Source organism: Croceitalea marina (assembly GCF_042684265.1).
GTDB lineage: Bacteria > Bacteroidota > Bacteroidia > Flavobacteriales > Flavobacteriaceae > Croceitalea > Croceitalea marina.
Genome location: NZ_JBHULB010000007.1, coordinates 60,366 through 78,218, shown reverse-complemented (window position 1 = coordinate 78,218; position 17,853 = coordinate 60,366). Strand labels below are relative to the sequence as shown.

Annotated in this window: 22 protein-coding genes and 1 tRNA gene; 17 read left to right on the top strand and 6 right to left on the bottom strand. The window is 39.6% G+C overall.

All coding sequences use genetic code 11. The features are described from left to right. Positions 1-466: 466 nt before the first annotated feature. The 5 genes from ACFSQJ_RS04450 to ACFSQJ_RS04430 are packed head-to-tail and all read left to right on the top strand — an operon-like array spanning position 467 to position 3,730. Entirely contained in the window at positions 467-955 is a 489-nt protein-coding gene (locus ACFSQJ_RS04450; protein ID WP_339337112.1) for a PRTRC system protein E, read from the top strand. Next, entirely contained in the window at positions 955-1,173 is a 219-nt protein-coding gene (locus tag ACFSQJ_RS04445) for a PRTRC system protein C (RefSeq protein ID WP_339337111.1), read from the top strand. The genes ACFSQJ_RS04450 and ACFSQJ_RS04445 overlap by 1 nt, the downstream gene beginning before the upstream one ends. Positions 1,174-1,209: 36 nt before the next feature. Beyond that, the gene (locus tag ACFSQJ_RS04440) at positions 1,210-2,250 is read left to right on the top strand and encodes a hypothetical protein (protein WP_339337110.1); all 1,041 of its coding nucleotides are present in this window, start codon (positions 1,210-1,212) and stop codon (positions 2,248-2,250) included. 3 nt (positions 2,251-2,253) lie between these two features. Continuing rightward, positions 2,254-2,961 (top strand): hypothetical protein, encoded by a 708-nt coding sequence (locus ACFSQJ_RS04435; protein ID WP_339337109.1) that lies wholly within the window; start codon positions 2,254-2,256, stop codon positions 2,959-2,961. Beyond that, positions 2,951-3,730 carry a PRTRC system ThiF family protein gene (locus ACFSQJ_RS04430; RefSeq protein ID WP_339337108.1) on the top strand — a complete coding sequence of 260 codons (780 nt, stop codon included), beginning with the start codon at positions 2,951-2,953 and terminating at the stop codon, positions 3,728-3,730. Before ACFSQJ_RS04435 ends, ACFSQJ_RS04430 begins: the two co-directional genes overlap by 11 nt. A gap of 58 nt (positions 3,731-3,788) precedes the next feature. Here ACFSQJ_RS04430 and ACFSQJ_RS04425 read toward each other — a convergent pair whose 3' ends face one another. Beyond that, a complete protein-coding gene (locus tag ACFSQJ_RS04425; protein WP_339337107.1) occupies positions 3,789-4,013 on the bottom strand; it encodes a hypothetical protein in 225 nt (74 codons plus the stop codon). A 312-nt stretch (positions 4,014-4,325) separates the two neighbouring features. Between ACFSQJ_RS04425 and ACFSQJ_RS04420 the strand changes: the two genes are divergently transcribed. The 8 genes from ACFSQJ_RS04420 (at position 4,326) to ACFSQJ_RS04385 (ending at position 9,504) form a co-directional block, all read left to right on the top strand. Next, positions 4,326-4,928 (top strand): DUF6088 family protein, encoded by a 603-nt coding sequence (locus ACFSQJ_RS04420; protein WP_339337106.1) that lies wholly within the window; start codon positions 4,326-4,328, stop codon positions 4,926-4,928. Next, positions 4,921-5,958, top strand: coding sequence for a nucleotidyl transferase AbiEii/AbiGii toxin family protein (locus tag ACFSQJ_RS04415; protein ID WP_192462272.1), 1,038 nt, complete (start codon positions 4,921-4,923; stop codon positions 5,956-5,958). Before ACFSQJ_RS04420 ends, ACFSQJ_RS04415 begins: the two co-directional genes overlap by 8 nt. Positions 5,959-6,090: 132 nt before the next feature. Beyond that, the gene (locus ACFSQJ_RS04410; protein ID WP_377765858.1) at positions 6,091-6,300 is read left to right on the top strand and encodes a hypothetical protein; all 210 of its coding nucleotides are present in this window, start codon (positions 6,091-6,093) and stop codon (positions 6,298-6,300) included. Between the two features lie 184 nt (positions 6,301-6,484). Then, positions 6,485-7,273: a hypothetical protein gene (locus tag ACFSQJ_RS04405; protein ID WP_339337105.1), complete on the top strand. Its 789-nt coding sequence runs from the start codon at positions 6,485-6,487 to the stop codon at positions 7,271-7,273. Beyond that, the gene (locus tag ACFSQJ_RS04400; RefSeq protein ID WP_339337104.1) at positions 7,270-7,755 is read left to right on the top strand and encodes a hypothetical protein; all 486 of its coding nucleotides are present in this window, start codon (positions 7,270-7,272) and stop codon (positions 7,753-7,755) included. Before ACFSQJ_RS04405 ends, ACFSQJ_RS04400 begins: the two co-directional genes overlap by 4 nt. Before the next feature lie 172 nt (positions 7,756-7,927). Then, positions 7,928-8,269, top strand: a complete 342-nt coding sequence (locus tag ACFSQJ_RS04395; RefSeq protein ID WP_339337103.1) for a plasmid mobilization protein — start codon at positions 7,928-7,930, stop codon at positions 8,267-8,269. After that, entirely contained in the window at positions 8,266-9,294 is a 1,029-nt protein-coding gene (locus ACFSQJ_RS04390) for a relaxase/mobilization nuclease domain-containing protein (protein ID WP_339337102.1), read from the top strand. Before ACFSQJ_RS04395 ends, ACFSQJ_RS04390 begins: the two co-directional genes overlap by 4 nt. A 6-nt stretch (positions 9,295-9,300) precedes the next feature. Next, complete coding sequence (locus tag ACFSQJ_RS04385) at positions 9,301-9,504, top strand: hypothetical protein (RefSeq protein ID WP_339337101.1); 204 nt, start codon at positions 9,301-9,303, stop codon at positions 9,502-9,504. A 67-nt stretch (positions 9,505-9,571) separates the two neighbouring features. Here ACFSQJ_RS04385 and ACFSQJ_RS04380 read toward each other — a convergent pair whose 3' ends face one another. From ACFSQJ_RS04380 to ACFSQJ_RS04370, 3 genes are all read right to left on the bottom strand, one after another. Further along, a complete protein-coding gene (locus ACFSQJ_RS04380; RefSeq protein ID WP_339337100.1) occupies positions 9,572-10,852 on the bottom strand; it encodes a tyrosine-type recombinase/integrase in 1,281 nt (426 codons plus the stop codon). Between the two features lie 42 nt (positions 10,853-10,894). Beyond that, positions 10,895-10,967 (bottom strand) — tRNA-Met (locus ACFSQJ_RS04375). A gap of 503 nt (positions 10,968-11,470) precedes the next feature. Next, entirely contained in the window at positions 11,471-12,253 is a 783-nt protein-coding gene (locus tag ACFSQJ_RS04370) for a DUF2971 domain-containing protein (protein ID WP_377765857.1), read from the bottom strand. 70 nt (positions 12,254-12,323) lie between these two features. On the opposite strand from ACFSQJ_RS04370, the gene ACFSQJ_RS04365 reads away from it, so the two are divergent. Then, positions 12,324-12,611, top strand: coding sequence for a helix-turn-helix transcriptional regulator (locus ACFSQJ_RS04365; protein ID WP_377765856.1), 288 nt, complete (start codon positions 12,324-12,326; stop codon positions 12,609-12,611). Positions 12,612-12,613: 2 nt separating this feature from the next. Beyond that, positions 12,614-13,867 carry a type II toxin-antitoxin system HipA family toxin gene (locus ACFSQJ_RS04360; RefSeq protein ID WP_377765855.1) on the top strand — a complete coding sequence of 418 codons (1,254 nt, stop codon included), beginning with the start codon at positions 12,614-12,616 and terminating at the stop codon, positions 13,865-13,867. A gap of 46 nt (positions 13,868-13,913) precedes the next feature. Here the strand turns inward: ACFSQJ_RS04360 and ACFSQJ_RS04355 are convergent, their stop codons facing one another. After that, a complete protein-coding gene (locus ACFSQJ_RS04355) occupies positions 13,914-14,129 on the bottom strand; it encodes a hypothetical protein (RefSeq protein WP_377765854.1) in 216 nt (71 codons plus the stop codon). A gap of 201 nt (positions 14,130-14,330) precedes the next feature. After that, complete coding sequence (locus ACFSQJ_RS04350; protein WP_377765853.1) at positions 14,331-15,323, bottom strand: hypothetical protein; 993 nt, start codon at positions 15,321-15,323, stop codon at positions 14,331-14,333. Positions 15,324-15,656: 333 nt separating this feature from the next. Here ACFSQJ_RS04350 and ACFSQJ_RS04345 point away from each other — a divergent pair, with 333 nt between their 5' ends. Both ACFSQJ_RS04345 and ACFSQJ_RS04340 read left to right on the top strand, forming a co-directional pair. Continuing rightward, positions 15,657-15,821, top strand: coding sequence for a hypothetical protein (locus ACFSQJ_RS04345; protein WP_377765852.1), 165 nt, complete (start codon positions 15,657-15,659; stop codon positions 15,819-15,821). A gap of 140 nt (positions 15,822-15,961) precedes the next feature. Continuing rightward, positions 15,962-17,845 carry a tetratricopeptide repeat-containing sensor histidine kinase gene (locus ACFSQJ_RS04340; RefSeq protein WP_377765851.1) on the top strand — a complete coding sequence of 628 codons (1,884 nt, stop codon included), beginning with the start codon at positions 15,962-15,964 and terminating at the stop codon, positions 17,843-17,845. Positions 17,846-17,853: the final 8 nt, after the last annotated feature.

The window sequence follows — 17,853 nt, the reverse complement described above, 5'->3', positions numbered from 1 at the left end:
CCAGATGATTTGAATATTTCTAGCGCTATAAATTGGCCAATTTAAGGGATGGTTCGGCCTAATCCATTTTTTTTGCGAGGTGTCCCATTCTTAGTCTTTTTTAGTAGTTTCGTTAATTGACCTTTTATGGGAAACTTTGAGTATCAAAAATTTAGCCGTTAAAATAAATAAATTCTACTTTCAATAAACTGATTCCGACATCAGTTCTCAATCTTTAGAGGGTTATTTTCAATCATTCCTACAAACGAATATAGACGTACACAAAGTCCATCCAAAGAATTGAAGTAACTCCGCCCAATCCCAACATACAAGCACCTGTTCCAACGCCCCTTCGGGGCGTATTTTGTGGGGAGGGGAAGAAGAAGTCAAGGGTGGATTTTTGTCTGATTTTATGGCTGTTCCCGAAGGTTTGGGTGTATCTTGAAGGTAGTTAAGTGATTGTATAACAAGCAAATACCTCTTCAAGATGAGCAATTTTTTTTCGACCTTGAAACAGATGGGTATCGAACAGTACGGCATAAGTATACTGTTCGATGATGAGACGGTCAGCGTATCCGTACTTCCTAAATCGAACGCCAAGGACAAGGCACTTCAATCCCTAAAACCACTTACCCTACGGGGAAACGTTACGGAAGTGGACGAGAAATTCTTTCAAATACTCCAAAAGCCTTTGGAACAGACTAAAGCCCTTTTTAGGAATACAGTAGCCTTTGAAGAATCCTTAAAGGAAACCGAACAAAAGACCCAACGGGCGAAAAAGAAAAAGGAATCGACCGCCAAGAAAGCGACCGAGCTTAAGCAACTCTTAAAGGAGAAGGGCTTTAACCCGATGCAAGACCACAAAAAAGCTACAGACCTTGCCACAGCAATTTTGAAGATAGACCCTGAACACAAGGAAGCCAAAAAGGTCATTGACGATATGAAAGCATATGACAACCCTCAACTTTTCAACTAATGGAAGTAGCTACGATAACACGAAAGTACGTTTACCAAAATGGTAACAATAATTCGATAGAATTGGATGACATAGATTACAACTTGACCCACGAGCAGGTCATGGAACACTATGCACAGCTGTATGCAGAACTGACCAACGCTAACATCATGGACAAGGGAATCGTAAACGGCTACCATGAAATCCACTTCAAGACCTTGGCAGGAACAAAGGGATAGGGTTTTGAAGATAGACGAATTTTTAAAACAAGACCAATGCAAGCCGACATACAAATTGAACCCCTCAAGAGATTTAACAACATTTCACGACCGACTGTTTCGGGCGGTACAGCAGAAACACTATCAACGGGGAACGCAAAGACCGAAGGTACTGCAACCCAAGGTTTTTCCATTTCTGACATAAACCTGTTGCCCGTTCTATCCCATCCATTAATAGAAGAGGATTCCTATACCGACATTCGTGAACTTGCCCGATTGATGGTAGCCGTTACCCGAAAGTTCACGGGCAGCATCGACCATTGGGAATTTATACCAACCGATAGTTTGGACGATGTAGTACTACGGTGTACCCATAGGTTGAGGACGAGGGGCAATATCGACCATGTCGAAGTTCTTAGAGATGATGGAAACTTAAGGTTGATATTGAAAAAGTTTATTGGCAACCGCAGTACGGTGTACTTTATTCCCGTCCGTCCGATTATCGAACTAAGGCATCGAAACCAACCACTCTTTCACATTCTGTTGTCCTTCGTCAAAAGTCTGCCCTACGGTGGACTGTTCCCAAGCTGTGAATCAAGGATCGACTGGCTATGGGAATTTCTCTTTGAGGATGTAGCATACTACAAGGATAACAAGAATGTCATGAAGAACCATTCGACCAAATTCTACGCACGGTATAAAACCTTTTTGGAATCCTACGAAATCAGGGATTGGAAAACCCTGTTGGACAAATACCAACCTCAAAAACCGATTTACAAACAAATCAAGAAATTATTGCTAAATGCAGAAACCATTGATTTTCAGGTGCCATTTTTGTTGAGCGTCAAGGACGGGTATGACTGTATGTTCGAGCATTGGGAATCGTTTCTTGTAGTCGATAGGGAAGATAGTGCATTCGCCAATGGGTACATCCAAATGCTCAACGACTGCTCGAACGATTACGATATTATTTCCTCCTATCAACATACCGTTGCCGAAAACGGAAATATTGAACCCTTCGATGATGGCATTCCCCACCGATTGAACCAATTGGAAGAATTTATCAACGACCTGAGCGAACTCTTAAATAAACTCTAGCACATGGAACAAACAGCAGTTTTGAACGCCAAAGATCACTTCTTGCCAAAATTCGCGATCATCGGATATGAACGGGAAGACGAGAACTATCGCAACGACCACTACTTTTCGTACCACGAAGTAGCAGGAACAAAATTGACCGCAGGAATGCCTTTGACAAAGGACACCGCCCGAAACATCTTTACCTGCCTAGAGGGCGATCTGATAAAGTTCCGCTTCAAGGGAATGCTTCCAAAGAACCTGATACACTTCGATTTTAAGGGTAATTTTCAAATGATATGGTACGTACATCCCAGACAACGGATGCTTTACTTCGATACCAAAACAGGTATTCCATCGGGAAAATATCCCATGCCGAAATTGATTTTTAAACTAGAGGGCAACGCCTTGAAGGTATTCGCCCTGAACCGAAAGGAATCCCTATCGGACGATACCCCCCTGTACCACGCCCCTTTGCTGAATATAGGTAGGCAAGGCAATGTGTGTATGGGCAATGCCTCAATGGATTATGATGGATTTGAATACTACGAGGACGTTATGGGATTTGTGGAACAACAGTTTTTTCGCTCCGTTTTCACCGAAACGCACCATAACCAATTGGTAGATGGCAACATAGTGAACGTAATGAAGCAAAATCTTGAAAAAATGTCATTTGACGATGAAGTATTGATAGCCAACAAATTGACCTTAAACCAACTCTATGAAAACTAGGATACACTTTGCCCCCAACTATTTTTATGACCCGACACATCCCATTACAGTTGCGTTGATAGGGGTCGGTGGGACAGGCTCGTTGATGCTCGCAAGATTGGCAAGGATAGATTATGCCCTACGGCAAGTAGGACACCCAGGGTTGCATGTTATTGCCTATGATTCCGATAAGGTAGAGCCGAACAATGTAGGACGGCAACTTTATACGTTAGCGGATATCGGGGAATACAAAGTGGTCAATGCCGTATGCAAAGTCAATATGGCTTTTGGTCTACAATGGCAGGGCATTCCGATGGATGCCCTGCCCGAAGGAGAGGATGTACGGGCGAATATCATCATCACCTGCGTTGACAGCGCCCATTTTCGGATGCAATTGGCGCAATCGATTCTACAACACCACAAAGGGTCCGATTACGCCAATAGATATTACTGGTTGGATTTGGGCAACAGTAGGAACATAGGGCAGTTCATTTTAGGAACATTGTTCGATGAGGAGCGGAAAATGGAACGGGAAGATTTTGAAATGGTGGATAAACTAAAAAACATCATTGATTTTTTTCCCAATTTGGATGCGCACGATACCCCGACCTTGCAAGGCAATGGTTGCGCTTATTCCGACAAGTTGCAAGAACAGTCATTGTTTATCAACGATGTATTGGTTGCCCACGCTTCCGATTGCCTGTTTCGGCTATTGTACCATAAGCAAATCCAAAAGCACGGGGCATTTGTGAATTTGGAGAGCGGTAAGGTAAACTCGATTAATGTCTGAAATAAATTACCAAGCGAAAGTAAAACCAAGCCTATATGCTGTCCATTGAAATTCTATATCAAAAATTGCCCTTTTTAGGTTTTATCATTTTCATGGTCATAATTTTCAAGGGCATGCAAAGGCTCAAACGTTTTTTGGGAATACCGTTATTGCTTTTTCTTTTCATATTGGTCGGTATTCCCTTTATCAAGGATTTGGTGTGGCTCTTCGGAGCATTGGAATTATCCGCATGGGGATATCGTATTGCCAAACGATGGCCGTGGTCGTATTCTTGACCGTTCATAGTAACCCCCATTTTTATTGACCCATCTTTTTCTCTCCCTTCCCATTGTTTCTGCGGGAGTTGTACAAAAGCCGCACCTTAACGGCCTTCCGAAATCCCTACGGTATGTCGGGGCCGAGCGGTTTACTTTCGCACAACCCCCTCGAAACGTAACGGAAACGTATGGAAGTCCCCAACGGGGATTCCATACATTTCCTTTCGTATTATCGGTTCAAATGGGTTATACTATTTTGTTCGACCCTATTTTCATAATTGCGGCATTAAAATTGTAACAAATATTTACTAAATTTGTTACAAAATAGATTTGCGTGTATGGAGAGTGTTGAGTCCAAAATAAAAAAGGTCGTTTCCAAAAAGAAGCGGGGGGAACTATTGTTTCCCGATGATTTTAGGGCATTGGGTTCGCCCGAGGCCATACGTTTGGCCCTTCATAGAATCGAAAAAGAAGGCTTTATAAAAAGAGTGGCCCAAGGAATCTATGTTCGCCCAAAGGTAAGTGAATACGCGGGAGAGGTATTGCCAACCGCAGAGGAAATCGCAATGGCCATAGCCAAAAGGGACAAAATCAGGTTAGTGCCTACGGGAGTATATGCCTTAAGTGCCTTAGGGCTTAGCACGCAAGTTCCCATGAAACTTGTGTTTCTTACAGACGGAGCTCCCCGGGAGATAAAACTGGGAAAACGAAGTATAAAATTAAAGAAGACCACCCCCAAGAATTTATCGGCCAAGGGAGAAATAAGCAAGTTGGCGATACAGGCCCTTCGTGAAATCGGAAAAGGACGATTGACAGATGAGGAAGAAGCAAAAATCGTGGCCCTTTTGAAAAAAGAAGACCAAAAAGACCTACTTCACGATATTGCGTTGGCACCGGTATGGATTAGGAAGATTATGGAAAAGGGCTTGAACAATGGATAAAACGAAATTTTATAATATACCCGAAGAAGATAGGCTTGCCATTTATAAAAATGTTGAGAACAAAACGGGAATACCTGATTTTGCCGTTGAAAAGGACTGGTGGGTCGTTCAGACATTGAAGATCATCTTTGAAATGGGGATAGCGCAACACCTAGTCTTTAAGGGCGGGACCTCGCTAAGCAAGGCATGGAAACTTATCGAGCGGTTCTCCGAGGACATTGACCTTGCTGTTGACCGTGGATTTTTTGGATATTCCGGGGAATTATCAAAAAAACAGCTCACCAAGCTGAGGAAAGAAACAAGCTCCTATATTTCTGGGGAATTTTATCTGGAGCTACAAGAGCGATTTAAGCAAAGAGGATTTAAGGATGTCGATTTCAACATCATTCCCGCTGAATCAAGCGACCAAGATCCGCGCATTATTGAAATCTACTATCCTTATATCACGAAATCTCCCGGATATATCCAGCCGAGGGTGCAGGTCGAGATCGGTTGCCGCTCCCTAAGAGAACCTTTTGATTTTAAACCGATATACTCTTTTGTAGACGAACAATATCCTGATGCAAAATTTGTCGAACCTCCCGTATCCGTTCCTTCCGTAACTCCCGAAAGGACTTTTTTGGAAAAACTGTTCTTGTTGCACGAGGAATTCCAACGTCCAAAGGAAAAGATAAGAGTTGATAGGTTAAGCCGTCATCTTTATGATATTTTCCAATTATCGAAAACGGAATTTGCGAACAATGCCATCCGCGATAAAGGGTTATATGAGATAATTGTAAATCATAGGTTTGTTTTTACAAAACTTGGTGGAGTCGATTATAATCTGCATCAGCCCCAGCACATACTGCCCATTCCATCTCAAGATTTTGACGAAGCATGGAAGTCGGATTATAGAACAATGCAGGAGCAGATGATTTATGGAGATTCCCCAGCCTATGAAGATTTGGTCAAGGGAATCCAAGCCTTTTTACAAAGAATGAACGCCTTGGATTGGAGAATGAAACTGGAATTTCCAAAACCTAAAAGTTGAGAATAGTCAGGAAAGGTTTTGGTCATAACTTTATATATTAAAAAGTAATAACAAAGAATCACATGATTAATTTTTGTGAGGTTACCGGGTTTATCTGACAATAATCAATTTGTAAACAAAATGGGAAAAATTATGAAGGTCAGTTCGAAGAAGTATTTAAGCGTAATGGCTTTACTACTGTCTATATCTCTGTTTTCGTTCATAGTGCCGCTTTTTGCAAAATTGGACGTTCAAGAGACTAAAGTGGTTTTTGTGATAAGAATATTCACTCTGGTTATTTTTACATTAATGGCCATTGTTCCATTAATTCTATTCTCTATTGAAAAACCCAAGTCTAAGTAAACGATGCCAAAATTAACTAGGGAGGAGATAAATTACGTCTCGGAAGTAATTAGGATATATAAGACCACCTTTCTATTATTGGTATCTTATTTGCCGAAAAAAAGAAAAAGGCAATTTAGAGAAGATCGAATATAATGTGATCGAATTTTTGAATCTATCCCGTTTCATTGATTAATTTTATACTATGTCTGAAACCATGAACAAAGTATTGGATTTCGGTCGGCCCATCGGCCGACAGTCATTTAAGGGGGTCATCAGAGAGCTGGATAATACTTCCCCTTCCCACAATAGATTTACACTTTCGGAGGATCAACTGAAGACCCTCATCGCTGTCATCTTTACTTATGGGCTTCATTATGATGAAGTCCCTGAAAAACAAAGGGAGCTGCTTTTAAAGGCAATTCTGGAAGGTAAACAACCGCTGTTCGACCTGTCCCAAACATTTGCAAGACATCTAATGAACAATCTGAATGGCTCTGCGAAATCACAGTTGGAATCATTCCAAAATATCGAATATGATTTGAAACAGCCGCTGTCCAATGAACTGCTGGTTGATTTTGTGGAGATGGAGCTGCTGGACCAGACCACCTCGTACCGAAAATGGGAATATGGCCGATTCTCTGTGGCTTATTTGGCCGCACATTTATCAATGAAGGTCGGATGGGAAAATGTGGAGAAAACCGTGAAAGAAAAGAAACTGCGCTCCGAGGTTTATCTCAAAAATTTTGGCAAGGAATTGGAAAATTCCAGCTATAATCTCGATGCACATGAACAACTATTGTTGCATCTTATTGTCAAGGCCAAGCTGTGGCCAGATAAGACTACCATTCCGGATTATTTGTTGGCGGGTTCGATAACGCAACAGCACCTGTTGGGTCTCTCCTTGCGGTCTGAAAAACTTAGCACGGCCTTGAAAAATGCTTTGGAGAATGTCCCAACCATAAACAAACGCAGGGGCGGTCCAAAGTTATGATTCCATCCGAAAAACTGCTCAAGTATCTGGAATATCTGGCCAAGGAAGAACATCCGGAAATCAATGGGAAACAGTATTCTCGATCACAGATAATATTGGCCGAACGTTTGGTGCGAGATCTTGAAAAAGCAATCGGCATCGCTTCACAAAAGCCGAAACTTTCCCGTAGGCGATCCTTTATCGTAATCTTGGAAGAACTATATTTCAATGTCCCGAAATACCCAGATGACCTTACCCTTGATGGAATCCACAGAAGGGCTTCCCAAAGGTTCGAGTATATGAACAGGGATGTAAAATCCTTTACTACGCCCACGGAGGTGCATCCTAAAGACCCGTGCACTTATTATGAGGACAATTCCCATGCCAAGGCACGCTACAGGACCGCATTACAACACCTTGTATTGGAATCCCACAGGTACTTTGAAGTTCCCGAAGCCGAAACTTCCCTTGAAATCTTGTTCGAAGACGTACAACTTTGCTGAATCCATTTACCGTACAACACTCCATGTACGCCAAAGCCCCTCTTGACTTGCGATATGTTTTAGGTTTGGCCTAAGTTAATCGGAGGTCACGTAGCAAGCCATGTTTTTGCAAGCAAAAACCGCTCACTTCGTTCGCGAGGCTTGTTGGTGATCCTCCCCAAACCCCAGAATTATGGCGCGGCCAAAAAAGGATATTGAATCACTAAAAGCGATACGGGTCAATGTGCGTATGACGATCAACGAATACTTGATTGTTTCGGGAAATGCGGCCACGTTGGGCATGGGCATACCGGACTACATCCGAAAAAGGGTCACGGGCAGACCGCTTCCCAGGACCAAAATAACACCGGAGGATAGAAGACTTTTCGTCGAGCTGAGCCGGATAGGAAATAACATTAATCAGCTTACGAAAAATTCCCATTTGCGTATGCACTCGCCTAAAATTCTGCACCAGCAACTTGCAGAGGTAAGACGAATGTTACATGAACTAAAATCTAATATCAAGAACAAATGATAGCCAAACAGATAAAGGGCAGGGATTTTTACGGACTGTTGGCCTACAACCAAAAAAAGGTAGAACAGGGCGAGGCCGTTGTGCTGGACGCAAACATCGATTTGGACTGTACGGTGGAGATGACCAAGGAGTTCAATGTGGTCAGAAAGTTACGCCCCAGATTAAGCAAAGCAGTATATCATGTTTCCTTGAACCTTCCGCCGAATGAAAAAATGAGTGACAAGGAATTCGTTTCGATGGGATCTGACTATCTCAAGGGAATGGGATTCGATGACAACCAATACATCATGTACCGCCATGACGACCAAAGCCACCAACACATTCATATCGTTGCCAACAGGGTAAAACTATCCGGGGCGCTGGTCAGCGATAGCAACGATTATGAGCGTAGTGAACGTTTGGTACGAAAACTGGAAAAGAAATATGGTCTTTCAGAGCTACCGGACGCAACTTTGGAGCGAACGGTGGCACTCACTCAAAAGGAAATCGAGAAATCGCTTCGGACCGGTAACGCACCGATAAAAAGTATACTTCAACAGCAACTGAGAGAGGCATTGAAACACTCAGAAACGACGGAGGAGTTCATCCATCAATTGCATTCAAAAAATATTTGGCCAAAGTTCAATATAAGCAAGACCACGGGAAGGGTCTCCGGTATCTCCTTTAAATATGAAGGAGTGATTTATAAGGGGAGCAGTCTGGGCCGAAAATATTCATGGAACAACATCATAAAACAAATTGATTATGAACAAATCAGAGACCGTACAGTTATTCTCGAAAATAATCATCCAGAACAAGGAAATAAAGGAGCTGTTGCTCAAGATACAGGCTCATCAAGGAACGTTGGCGGAGAAACAAAAGATGCTACGAGAGGGACAATCCAAATTAGTGAAAAACCAAAATACGATTTGGGAGGCACTCAAAAAGATGGCCTAGATGATGAACCTTTCACTCCTTTCAAAATGGAGCTGGAGGATTTTGACCGTTGGAAGCGAAGGAAGAAAAGAAAAAAAAGGAGGTTATAGTGCGTCATGGAAGGAAGCCTGGTCAGCGAAAAATTGTTAAATGCCCTGGTGGATAGCTTATCCGTAGAGGATATGGAAGCTATTCTATCCCAGAAGATAGCTAAGGCACGTCCTGACCATAAACCAAAACCCATGACTGAAAGAGAAAAACTAAAAAAACATTATAGAAACCTATTCCTTTCTATGGGTAAGCTACATTTGAACAAATAATGAATTTAGCAGTTATCGCTAAGTTTAGGTCTAACAACAACATTGTTTTACGTTTGTTGGTCTAGAACTAGTTAAGTGATAACAAACCACTATAATCCTCTGGGAGTTCCGCATCAATGTCCTTCAAATAAGACTTAAGCGCATCTAAGGTAGAATGACCTGTAATCAGCATCAATTTGTCACATGTTTCGGTGTACGTAAATTCTTTTCTGAACTTTCTAAAAAGCAGTGTGATAAAAGTATGCCTAAAGGAATAGATGGTGTATTCACTTCCCAATTGCAGAGTTTTCCCATTTGTAAGTAGATATTCGTTATATTTCTTTTTGAGCTTCCAGAACCGTTTTGTAAAGTAATCCCTTCTACTTGATTCCGTAGCTTCCCATTCTCCGATACCAGTTGGAGTAAATAAAAATTGGTTTTGAATTGAGAAGTCAAAATCTTGAATTTCGCGAAGAACTATGTCAGGTATTATTTTAGTCTTTTCAGGTTTGTTCTTTGCCTGAACGCGCAATAGTTTTTGAGATAGAAAAATATCCTTGGCCCTTAGTCTACATACCTCGATTGGGCGTAAAAAATTATAAGAAACAAACTTCACGAAAAGCAACAGAATGGGGTCGTTTTTCTTCATATAGGCAAACAAACCTTCCAAAACTTCTAGGGAGTAAGTCTTATGGCTCACTGACTTTGTATTAAGTACCTTTATGTTCTCGATAAAATTTCTTGGGATGATTTCGTTGTTTTCAAGTTCACCAAATAGGGAACTCAATACAATACGCGTGTTATTCCGATTTCTTGCACTGGACGTTTTGACAATACCTTGAAGATAATCGTTGACGGTCTGTTTGGTAATGCTGAGGATACTTTTGTCAAGTAGATTCTTTTTATCCAAATAAGTTTTAAACCTGCCATATCGACTTTTGTAATCTTTGACGGAAGTTTCCGAAAGTTCACTGAGCTTTATGCCATACGCATAATCCAGTGCCGCTCCAGCCGTATATTCCAAGGATTTTGAGTTGAGCTTAAGCTTGTCCTTATAAGGGGAATACCCTTCTTTCAGCATTTCCAGCAGAACTTCCTTGATAATCCCCAAGTGCAATAACCTTTCCGCTTTGGACTTAAAATTTTTATTGACGCTCATGGTTATCGGCGTTTGGCGAATCAAAACGGGATTTCCGAATTTGTCTAAAAGGTCGGGTTTAGCGAAGGAGTAGTAGACATACCACCTTTTGGAGAGGTCAAAACTATCCCCGCCATGATATATTTTCGGTTCCGTATATTTTTTCCTTTCCAATCCGTGTTTGTATGCGGTAGCGTATGCGCTTTGCAATATATCAAAAAAAGAACCCATTGACAACAGTTTTAGAATACTGTCAATCAATGGGTTATGTAGTAGCGGGGACTGGACTCGAACCAGCGACCTTCGGGTTATGAGCCCGACGAGCTACCTACTGCTCTACCCCGCGATGTATTTTTAAAACCCTAAGTAATTGAAAACCAAAAGGTTAATATTTTTGTTAAATTTCTTGAAATAGTACTTTTTGTGCGGTCGCGTGTACGCTTTTCAAGTGTGTAAAAGTACGATTTATTTTTAAAAAACAAAATTTTGACATCTTCTGTGTTCCTAGCTATTCCTGCAATTGTATCAGGTTGATACAGTTAGTGTGGAGGTCATATTTAAGTTGTTTTCTAGGGCTTAAAGGCTCTAAATTTTGTTCGGTAGGGTAACCCTTTTTAAATGCGCTTTAGTGTGAATTAGGCAAAAGGTAATAGTGAGATTATTCATAAAATTTTGGTATACAGGTAGTAAGAGGTAAGAACGGAATCAATTTTTCTTGATGAAGAATTGATAGTCATAAACTACGATAATGACTCATTTCTAATTTATTGGTATTAGGGGTGTTGTCAAATACTAGTTTAGAAGGTGGTGCAACTTGTGCTTGGAATGACGACTAAACCCGTTAGATTCTTATTCTGGAATATATAAAGGTCTGTAAGAAAGTTTACCTATCGATACTGGCCCTGCTACCTGAAAAACTTTTACATGTTTGTGATATTGTTTGACTGCGTTCACAACTTCTTTTACGAAGTCTGATTTGGCATCGCGACCGATAAGCACATTCAGCAAAGAAGTTGGCTTATAATAAACCCTTCCAGCTTTCTCTTTTAGAAGGCGAAGCTCTTTCTCATAGGACCATTCTTTTGTCTTTTTGTAGAACAAATCGACAATATGGTTGGGTTGCGAAATAGGGTTGTATTCATGCTCCTTTAGCCCGGAGACATAATGGATTGGAAGAATGTTATGGAAAAATTTAGGGTCATTGCTACTATCAAAATGAAGACAGACGCCTTGGTTATTATCTGCATAGATTTCCCATAGCTTTGCGTTCATCGGGTACATCGTAAAGCAGGCAATGCCAAAACTCGATATAAAGGGTTTGATTTTTGAAGAAGCAAATTCCTGAAGAGTTTCTTCGGTCATGTGTTCATCAAAATACTTTTTTGTTCTTGGGTCCAGGATATGTGCTGCTATGGTATCGTATAATAGTTTAATTTCATCTAGATTGGTTGAAAGCTTCACAAATTCTGGATTTGAATCCATTTCGTCATTCAACGAATCCCTGTCAGAAAACCAAATGTAGTTTTCTTCAATTTCGCTTAGGGTATAATCATTGGGCGGTCGGAATCGAAACATATGGGGTACGCCCATGGAAATGGACAAATGGTGGTCTGGATTGAAAATGCTGTGCATACTATTGAATCGTCATAAATGTTGCATAATATCAACAAAAACATTAAATTTGTTGAAAATATACAACAAAATGAATCCTAAGAAGGTTATTCTATTGCCAAAGTACCATAAGATTTTTGAGCGGTTGGGCGAGAATATAAAGTTGGCGAGAAGGCGAAGAAAGCTTACGACCGAGCAGGTTTCCGAACGCGCGGGAATTAACCGAACTACATTGTATAGAATAGAAAAGGGCGACCCAAGGGTTGCTATAGGTTCTTACTTCAATGTGTTTAGAGTATTGAATCTTGAAGAGGACTTCAAAAAGCTAGCAGTAGACGATGAATTCGGAAGAAAACTGCAAGACCTTGATTTATTATAATAATGGCAGAAGGAAAGTTTGACATATATGTTTTTGCAGATTGGGACGGTTTAGAAAAACCAACGCTCATCGGTACGCTATCGGCGCATTTCGCTAAAGGAAAGAAAGCCTTCAGTTTTGAATACGATAAAACCTGGTTAAAAACCGATGCACAGCGTTTGCTCGACCCTGACATTGAGTTTTATTCCGGGCCACAGTTTCCTACCAACAAAGAGAATTTTGGCATTTTTCTAGACAGTATGCCTGATACTTGGGGCAAAACCCTGATGAAACGCAGGGCTGCACAAGATGCTCGGGCGAAAAATGAAAAGCTAAAAACCCTTTACGAAATTGATTATCTACTAGGTGTTTTTGATGAAAGCCGAATGGGCGCTTTACGATTTAAGACCGACTTGGAAGGTCCGTTTTTGGATAACGATGCCCAGACACCAACACCGCCCTGGTCATCCTTGGGCGACTTGCAGGAAGCTGTCAAACAGTTGGAAAGTGATGCTCAGGATGAAGCGCTGAAAAAATGGATCGCCGTATTGATTGCGCCAGGTTCCTCATTGGGTGGTGCCAGACCCAAGGCCAATGTTTTTGATATAAGGAAAAACCTGTGGATTGCAAAGTTTCCATCCAAAACAGATACCGTTGACAAAGCGCTATGGGAATTTTTGGCCTATCGATTGGCCGTAGCTGCAGGCATTGATATGGCAGCATCCAAAGTGGAAAAAATTAGCGGCCAGTACCATACCTTCTTGACCAAACGCTTTGATAGGGAAGAGGAGAAACGTATACACTTTGCCTCGGCAATGACCATGACAGGGAATACAGAAGATACCATAAAAGAGGCGGCACCAAGTTATCTTGAAATTGTGGAATTTATAGAGAATTACGGAATTGATGTGGAAGCCAACTTGCACCAGCTCTGGCGACGTATTGTCTTCAATATCGCCATTTCAAATACTGATGACCATTTGCGAAACCATGGCTTTATTTTAACGAATAAGGGTTGGATTTTATCTCCAGCCTATGATTTAAACCCATCTATAGAAAAAGACGGATTGTCGTTAAATATCGATATGGATGATAATGCATTGGACTTTGATTTGGCTAAAAGTGTGAGGGAATATTTTCGTTTAAATGAAGAGGAAATGAATGTCATTTTGAGTGAAGTATTGACAGCAGTTAGATGTTGGAAAGATGTTGCTAAGACAATAGGAATCAAGAACAGTGAAATGCAGCTAATGGAAGGTGCCTTTAGGTGGGAATAACTACATAAATTTTAATGCTTAATTTAATCTATGGTTTTTAAATCCTTTATTTAGCTTTTAAAGCCTGCTGCTTCCTAAGTAGATTTTGAAACAATTTGACGGTTCTTTCTTGATAGGCCTCGGGTATTAGTCCACCTAAAATCCATGCGTCTATTATTAATTTCCTATTTTGAAGGTTAAACTCTTTTTTTAGGCAGACCAAGGCTTCCTCCTTGGTATTATGATTCATCTGCTTGAACAATCTTCTTATGTTTTCAGTCATGGTTGGCTTTGGTAGGTGCTGAATATATTTCAAATTTTGTTAACGAAAAAGTTAAATCAATGTAAGGGGTATATATGAACTTATCGTTTTTTTGAACTTTTTAAGAAGATATTAAAACTCTCGCCGCAAATTAAACTCTTTACACAAGGTGCGTTCTGCAAAGAGTTTTGTAAGAAATAGATATAGTAACTATTCTTGTTTTTATTGATTTATAAAAGAGTTTTTCTTCTTAGAATGTATAGGCACATAAGTTTCAATAATATAAGGCGTTATTTTACGCAAAGTTTCTCCATTTGTTGGATGTAAGCCTGGTGCTGTAAAATATTCGATTTCCCTACTACTTTTTTTGTAATACCAAATCAAAGGCTCGTTCGATTCTGAAAAAAACTTATAAGCAGCATCCACTGTTACTTTTTTCATTTTTTTCAATTTCATTTGGTCTAGTGTATCTACTTTGGTTCCATATCTGGAAAATGGCCCATTATCACAGGAAACTTCGACATAGATGGAATCTGCCCATGTCATACAACTGCTCGGATTAACTAATTGATTAGAGGTATTATTTATTACTTCATTATTTGGAGGCAAATCGTCAACTTCATTAGTAACCGATTGGTTTTTTAAAATCCCTATTGTCGTTAAAATAGCTCCGATAACAATGCCAATTATCATTACAATCTTTTTTGTTTCTTCCTTCCTTTTTTTCCTTTTGAATTCTTCTATTTCTTCTTCTTGATTTATTTTAAGTCCATCATTATTGTCATCATCATCGAACTTATCACTAATTTCAGATTCAGGCTTATCTGCTGGTTTCTCTTCAGAATTTGAATTCTCAAATTTTGAATATTCCTCATAAGGTCGGGGTTTGAAATCTATCAACCAACTTATCAGGTTAAGGTTTCTTACACTAGTATTTTCAACTTCTTCTTTTAAAAAATTTTCAATAGACCTGAACCTCCCATCTCCAAAATTTTCAATTTCTATGAGCTTATTATCATCGTTCTTAAATTGAAAAAAACGATTTAAAATATATTCGTCGTTTTTTTCATTTCTCCTATGGAATAAATAAACACAAGCATCTCTAATCTGACTACGAGTTGGCGCAGCAAGATACCCCCTCAATTCTCCACCTTTTTCCCTTTTATATTTGGCTAGAATCTCCTTTTGATAGCTTTTGATTGTCTTATTCTCCATGGCTTGGTTGGAATTTTCGGAACTTCTCTGGAATTCTTGGGAACTATCGGAATTCTTGGAATCACTTATAAAAATAACATTTTACCTCATATAAATTTGTTCTTAGGAATGATTCACTATGCATTGCTAACATAGTATTTCTAGAAAAATCATTCTTACGGAAATCTATAATGTGGCCAGTTTTTGGCCAATTGGAAAGTAGCTGAATGCTGCCGCATAAGATTTCCACTTTCCAAAAAGCGGAGTACTCCAAACTCTAATAGAATTGGTGAAAATGAATCTGGGAAAATCCCAGACAGCCACTCCTATGTCCAATTTTTTAAAACAAATAGTATGAAAAAAGTAATGATAGCCTTAATGGCAATGGTTTTTAATATGTTTTTATTCTCCTGCGATAAGGGAAATGTCGCTGAAGACGAATCTTTGTATGAAACCCTAGCAACAGAAGGAGATGATGGTAATCCGCCTCCTAAACCACCACCAGGAGGAAATCAATGAAGAGGATAATTTTTACTAATTTGAGCTATACTTTCGAGTATGGCTCTTTTTTTGGTTAAATGCTTTTTTAAAAAATTGGTTTGAAAAAATTACTACCGCTAACTATAATAGCTTTTTGTTTTTCTTGCATATCAAAAACTGTGAAACATGATTCAAAGATCGAAAGTATCAGTGACAGCATTTCGTTTTACTTTAATATTTCAACAGATACCAACCTTCCAATTGATGATAGGTTCAAAGCGGTAAATAGATTATATTTTCATTTGAAGAAAAATGAAAAGGATACTATTTATGGGCACGTCCTTTATCAAAAAAATATGCTCCACCTTTCCTTGGAAGAACAAGATAGCTTGTCAATTTACAATGATGAACTTATAGATTATGCTTTAAAGAATGATGATATTATCAATTTAGCGAAGCAATATTATCTAATGGGTTACTATTACACGGAGATAGCTAATAATTCTGAAAAGGCCTTTAAAAATTACACGCTTTCAAAAAGCTTCTATGAACAAATAGGGAATCTGAGTTGGGTAGGTATAAATCTTTTGAATATGGGTACAATTCAAAAGGATTACAATGATTTTTTCGGTAGTAAAGAAACCCTTACTGAGGCATTACAATTTTTAGTGCCTAAAGATGACATTATTTATATTGCCCAATGCTATAACCTTTTGGCCACTAACCATCGTAAGCTGCTAAATTACTCGGAAGCAATAAAATATTATAACAAAGCGATAACAGCGAGCATCTCCAAAAAAGACAGATTGATTTATCAAAATAATCTGGCCGCAACATATATTGATGGTGCTCGTTATGCTGATGCCCTTAAATTATTTGAACATACTCTCCAAGATTCTTTGTTAGGACAAGACCAACTCGAGTACGCCCGGGTATTAGATAACCTTGCCTATGCTAAATGGCTTTCGGGAAAGGAACACAAGGCTGAGTCCTTCTTGGGTGGATTAGAAATACGGATACAAAACAATGATAAACGAGGACTAATTGCCAGCTATACCCATTTGGGAGAATTTTACAGCAAAGCCAATCCTGAAAAAGCAAAACCCTATTTTGATAAGGTCATACAACTCTCAAAAACGCTAAAAAACCCAAGAGCAGAAAAAGATGCGCTCAAATTTTTGATGGATTTGGAGCCTAAAAATGTAAAACTTCGTGACCGTTATGTTTTTTTACAAGACAGTCTTTACCAACAAGAACTTAAAGTCAAAACCCAATTTGCCAAGTATAAGTATGATGATAAAATCAAGCAAGAGTCTATTCTTCATTTGGAAAAAGAAAATGCTGAAAAAGAACTGGAAGCAAGTCAACAAAGAACTCAAAAGATTATATACTTGGGGAGCTTTCTTTTTATTACCACAGTTTTTGGGCTTTCATTATACAGTTTTAGACAACGCACCAAACGATTAAAACAAAAAAATATAACTGAAAAACTAGAAGCGATTCATGAAACCGAGGCGGAACTCTCCCGAAAATTGCATGATGACCATGGTGGCAAACTCAACCAAGCCATGCTAATGGTGCAGCGGGATACAGATAAATCGGCAATTTTAGATAAATTGGAATCGGTCTATAATCAGATTCGAAATTTCTCCCGTGAAATCAATGCCGTAGATACAGGGCCTAATTTTTGGAAGAGCCTTAAAGCAACTTTGGAATATACGAAACCTACCGAAGTTGACATGACTTTCGATGGTGGTAAAGAACTGGATTGGTCATTAGTAGATCATCAACCTAAAATGATACTTTTTAAGGTATTACTAGAACTGGTTATGAATATGGCGAAACACAGTAGGGCAAACCAAACTGTGATTTTATTCAGAGACCAAAAGAAAGAACTCTCTGTTTACTATGAAGATGATGGGGTCGGAGCATCAAAAGCATCGTTGTTGCGAAAAAATGGCCTACAGAATACAGAAAAGCGTATTCAAGCCATAGGCGGAAGCATTACTTTTGATTCAGAAGAAGGAAAAGGCTTTCGGGTCGAAATCCGAATCCCTAAGTAATATAGTAC

Bases quoted from the DNA above. Each gene is read 5' to 3' on its own strand.
- ACFSQJ_RS04450 (WP_339337112.1), top strand. From the start codon at position 467: ATGAGCAATTTTTTTTCGACCTTGAAACAGATGGGTATCGAACAGTAC.
- ACFSQJ_RS04445 (WP_339337111.1), top strand. From the start codon at position 955: ATGGAAGTAGCTACGATAACACGAAAGTACGTTTACCAAAATGGTAAC.
- ACFSQJ_RS04440 (WP_339337110.1), top strand. From the start codon at position 1,210: ATGCAAGCCGACATACAAATTGAACCCCTCAAGAGATTTAACAACATT.
- ACFSQJ_RS04435 (WP_339337109.1), top strand. From the start codon at position 2,254: ATGGAACAAACAGCAGTTTTGAACGCCAAAGATCACTTCTTGCCAAAA.
- ACFSQJ_RS04430 (WP_339337108.1), top strand. From the start codon at position 2,951: ATGAAAACTAGGATACACTTTGCCCCCAACTATTTTTATGACCCGACA.
- ACFSQJ_RS04425 (WP_339337107.1), bottom strand. From the start codon at position 4,013: ATGAACGGTCAAGAATACGACCACGGCCATCGTTTGGCAATACGATAT.
- ACFSQJ_RS04420 (WP_339337106.1), top strand. From the start codon at position 4,326: ATGGAGAGTGTTGAGTCCAAAATAAAAAAGGTCGTTTCCAAAAAGAAG.
- ACFSQJ_RS04415 (WP_192462272.1), top strand. From the start codon at position 4,921: ATGGATAAAACGAAATTTTATAATATACCCGAAGAAGATAGGCTTGCC.
- ACFSQJ_RS04410 (WP_377765858.1), top strand. From the start codon at position 6,091: ATGAAGGTCAGTTCGAAGAAGTATTTAAGCGTAATGGCTTTACTACTG.
- ACFSQJ_RS04405 (WP_339337105.1), top strand. From the start codon at position 6,485: ATGTCTGAAACCATGAACAAAGTATTGGATTTCGGTCGGCCCATCGGC.
- ACFSQJ_RS04400 (WP_339337104.1), top strand. From the start codon at position 7,270: ATGATTCCATCCGAAAAACTGCTCAAGTATCTGGAATATCTGGCCAAG.
- ACFSQJ_RS04395 (WP_339337103.1), top strand. From the start codon at position 7,928: ATGGCGCGGCCAAAAAAGGATATTGAATCACTAAAAGCGATACGGGTC.
- ACFSQJ_RS04390 (WP_339337102.1), top strand. From the start codon at position 8,266: ATGATAGCCAAACAGATAAAGGGCAGGGATTTTTACGGACTGTTGGCC.
- ACFSQJ_RS04385 (WP_339337101.1), top strand. From the start codon at position 9,301: ATGGAAGGAAGCCTGGTCAGCGAAAAATTGTTAAATGCCCTGGTGGAT.
- ACFSQJ_RS04380 (WP_339337100.1), bottom strand. From the start codon at position 10,852: ATGGGTTCTTTTTTTGATATATTGCAAAGCGCATACGCTACCGCATAC.
- ACFSQJ_RS04370 (WP_377765857.1), bottom strand. From the start codon at position 12,253: ATGCACAGCATTTTCAATCCAGACCACCATTTGTCCATTTCCATGGGC.
- ACFSQJ_RS04365 (WP_377765856.1), top strand. From the start codon at position 12,324: ATGAATCCTAAGAAGGTTATTCTATTGCCAAAGTACCATAAGATTTTT.
- ACFSQJ_RS04360 (WP_377765855.1), top strand. From the start codon at position 12,614: ATGGCAGAAGGAAAGTTTGACATATATGTTTTTGCAGATTGGGACGGT.
- ACFSQJ_RS04355 (WP_377765854.1), bottom strand. From the start codon at position 14,129: ATGACTGAAAACATAAGAAGATTGTTCAAGCAGATGAATCATAATACC.
- ACFSQJ_RS04350 (WP_377765853.1), bottom strand. From the start codon at position 15,323: ATGGAGAATAAGACAATCAAAAGCTATCAAAAGGAGATTCTAGCCAAA.
- ACFSQJ_RS04345 (WP_377765852.1), top strand. From the start codon at position 15,657: ATGAAAAAAGTAATGATAGCCTTAATGGCAATGGTTTTTAATATGTTT.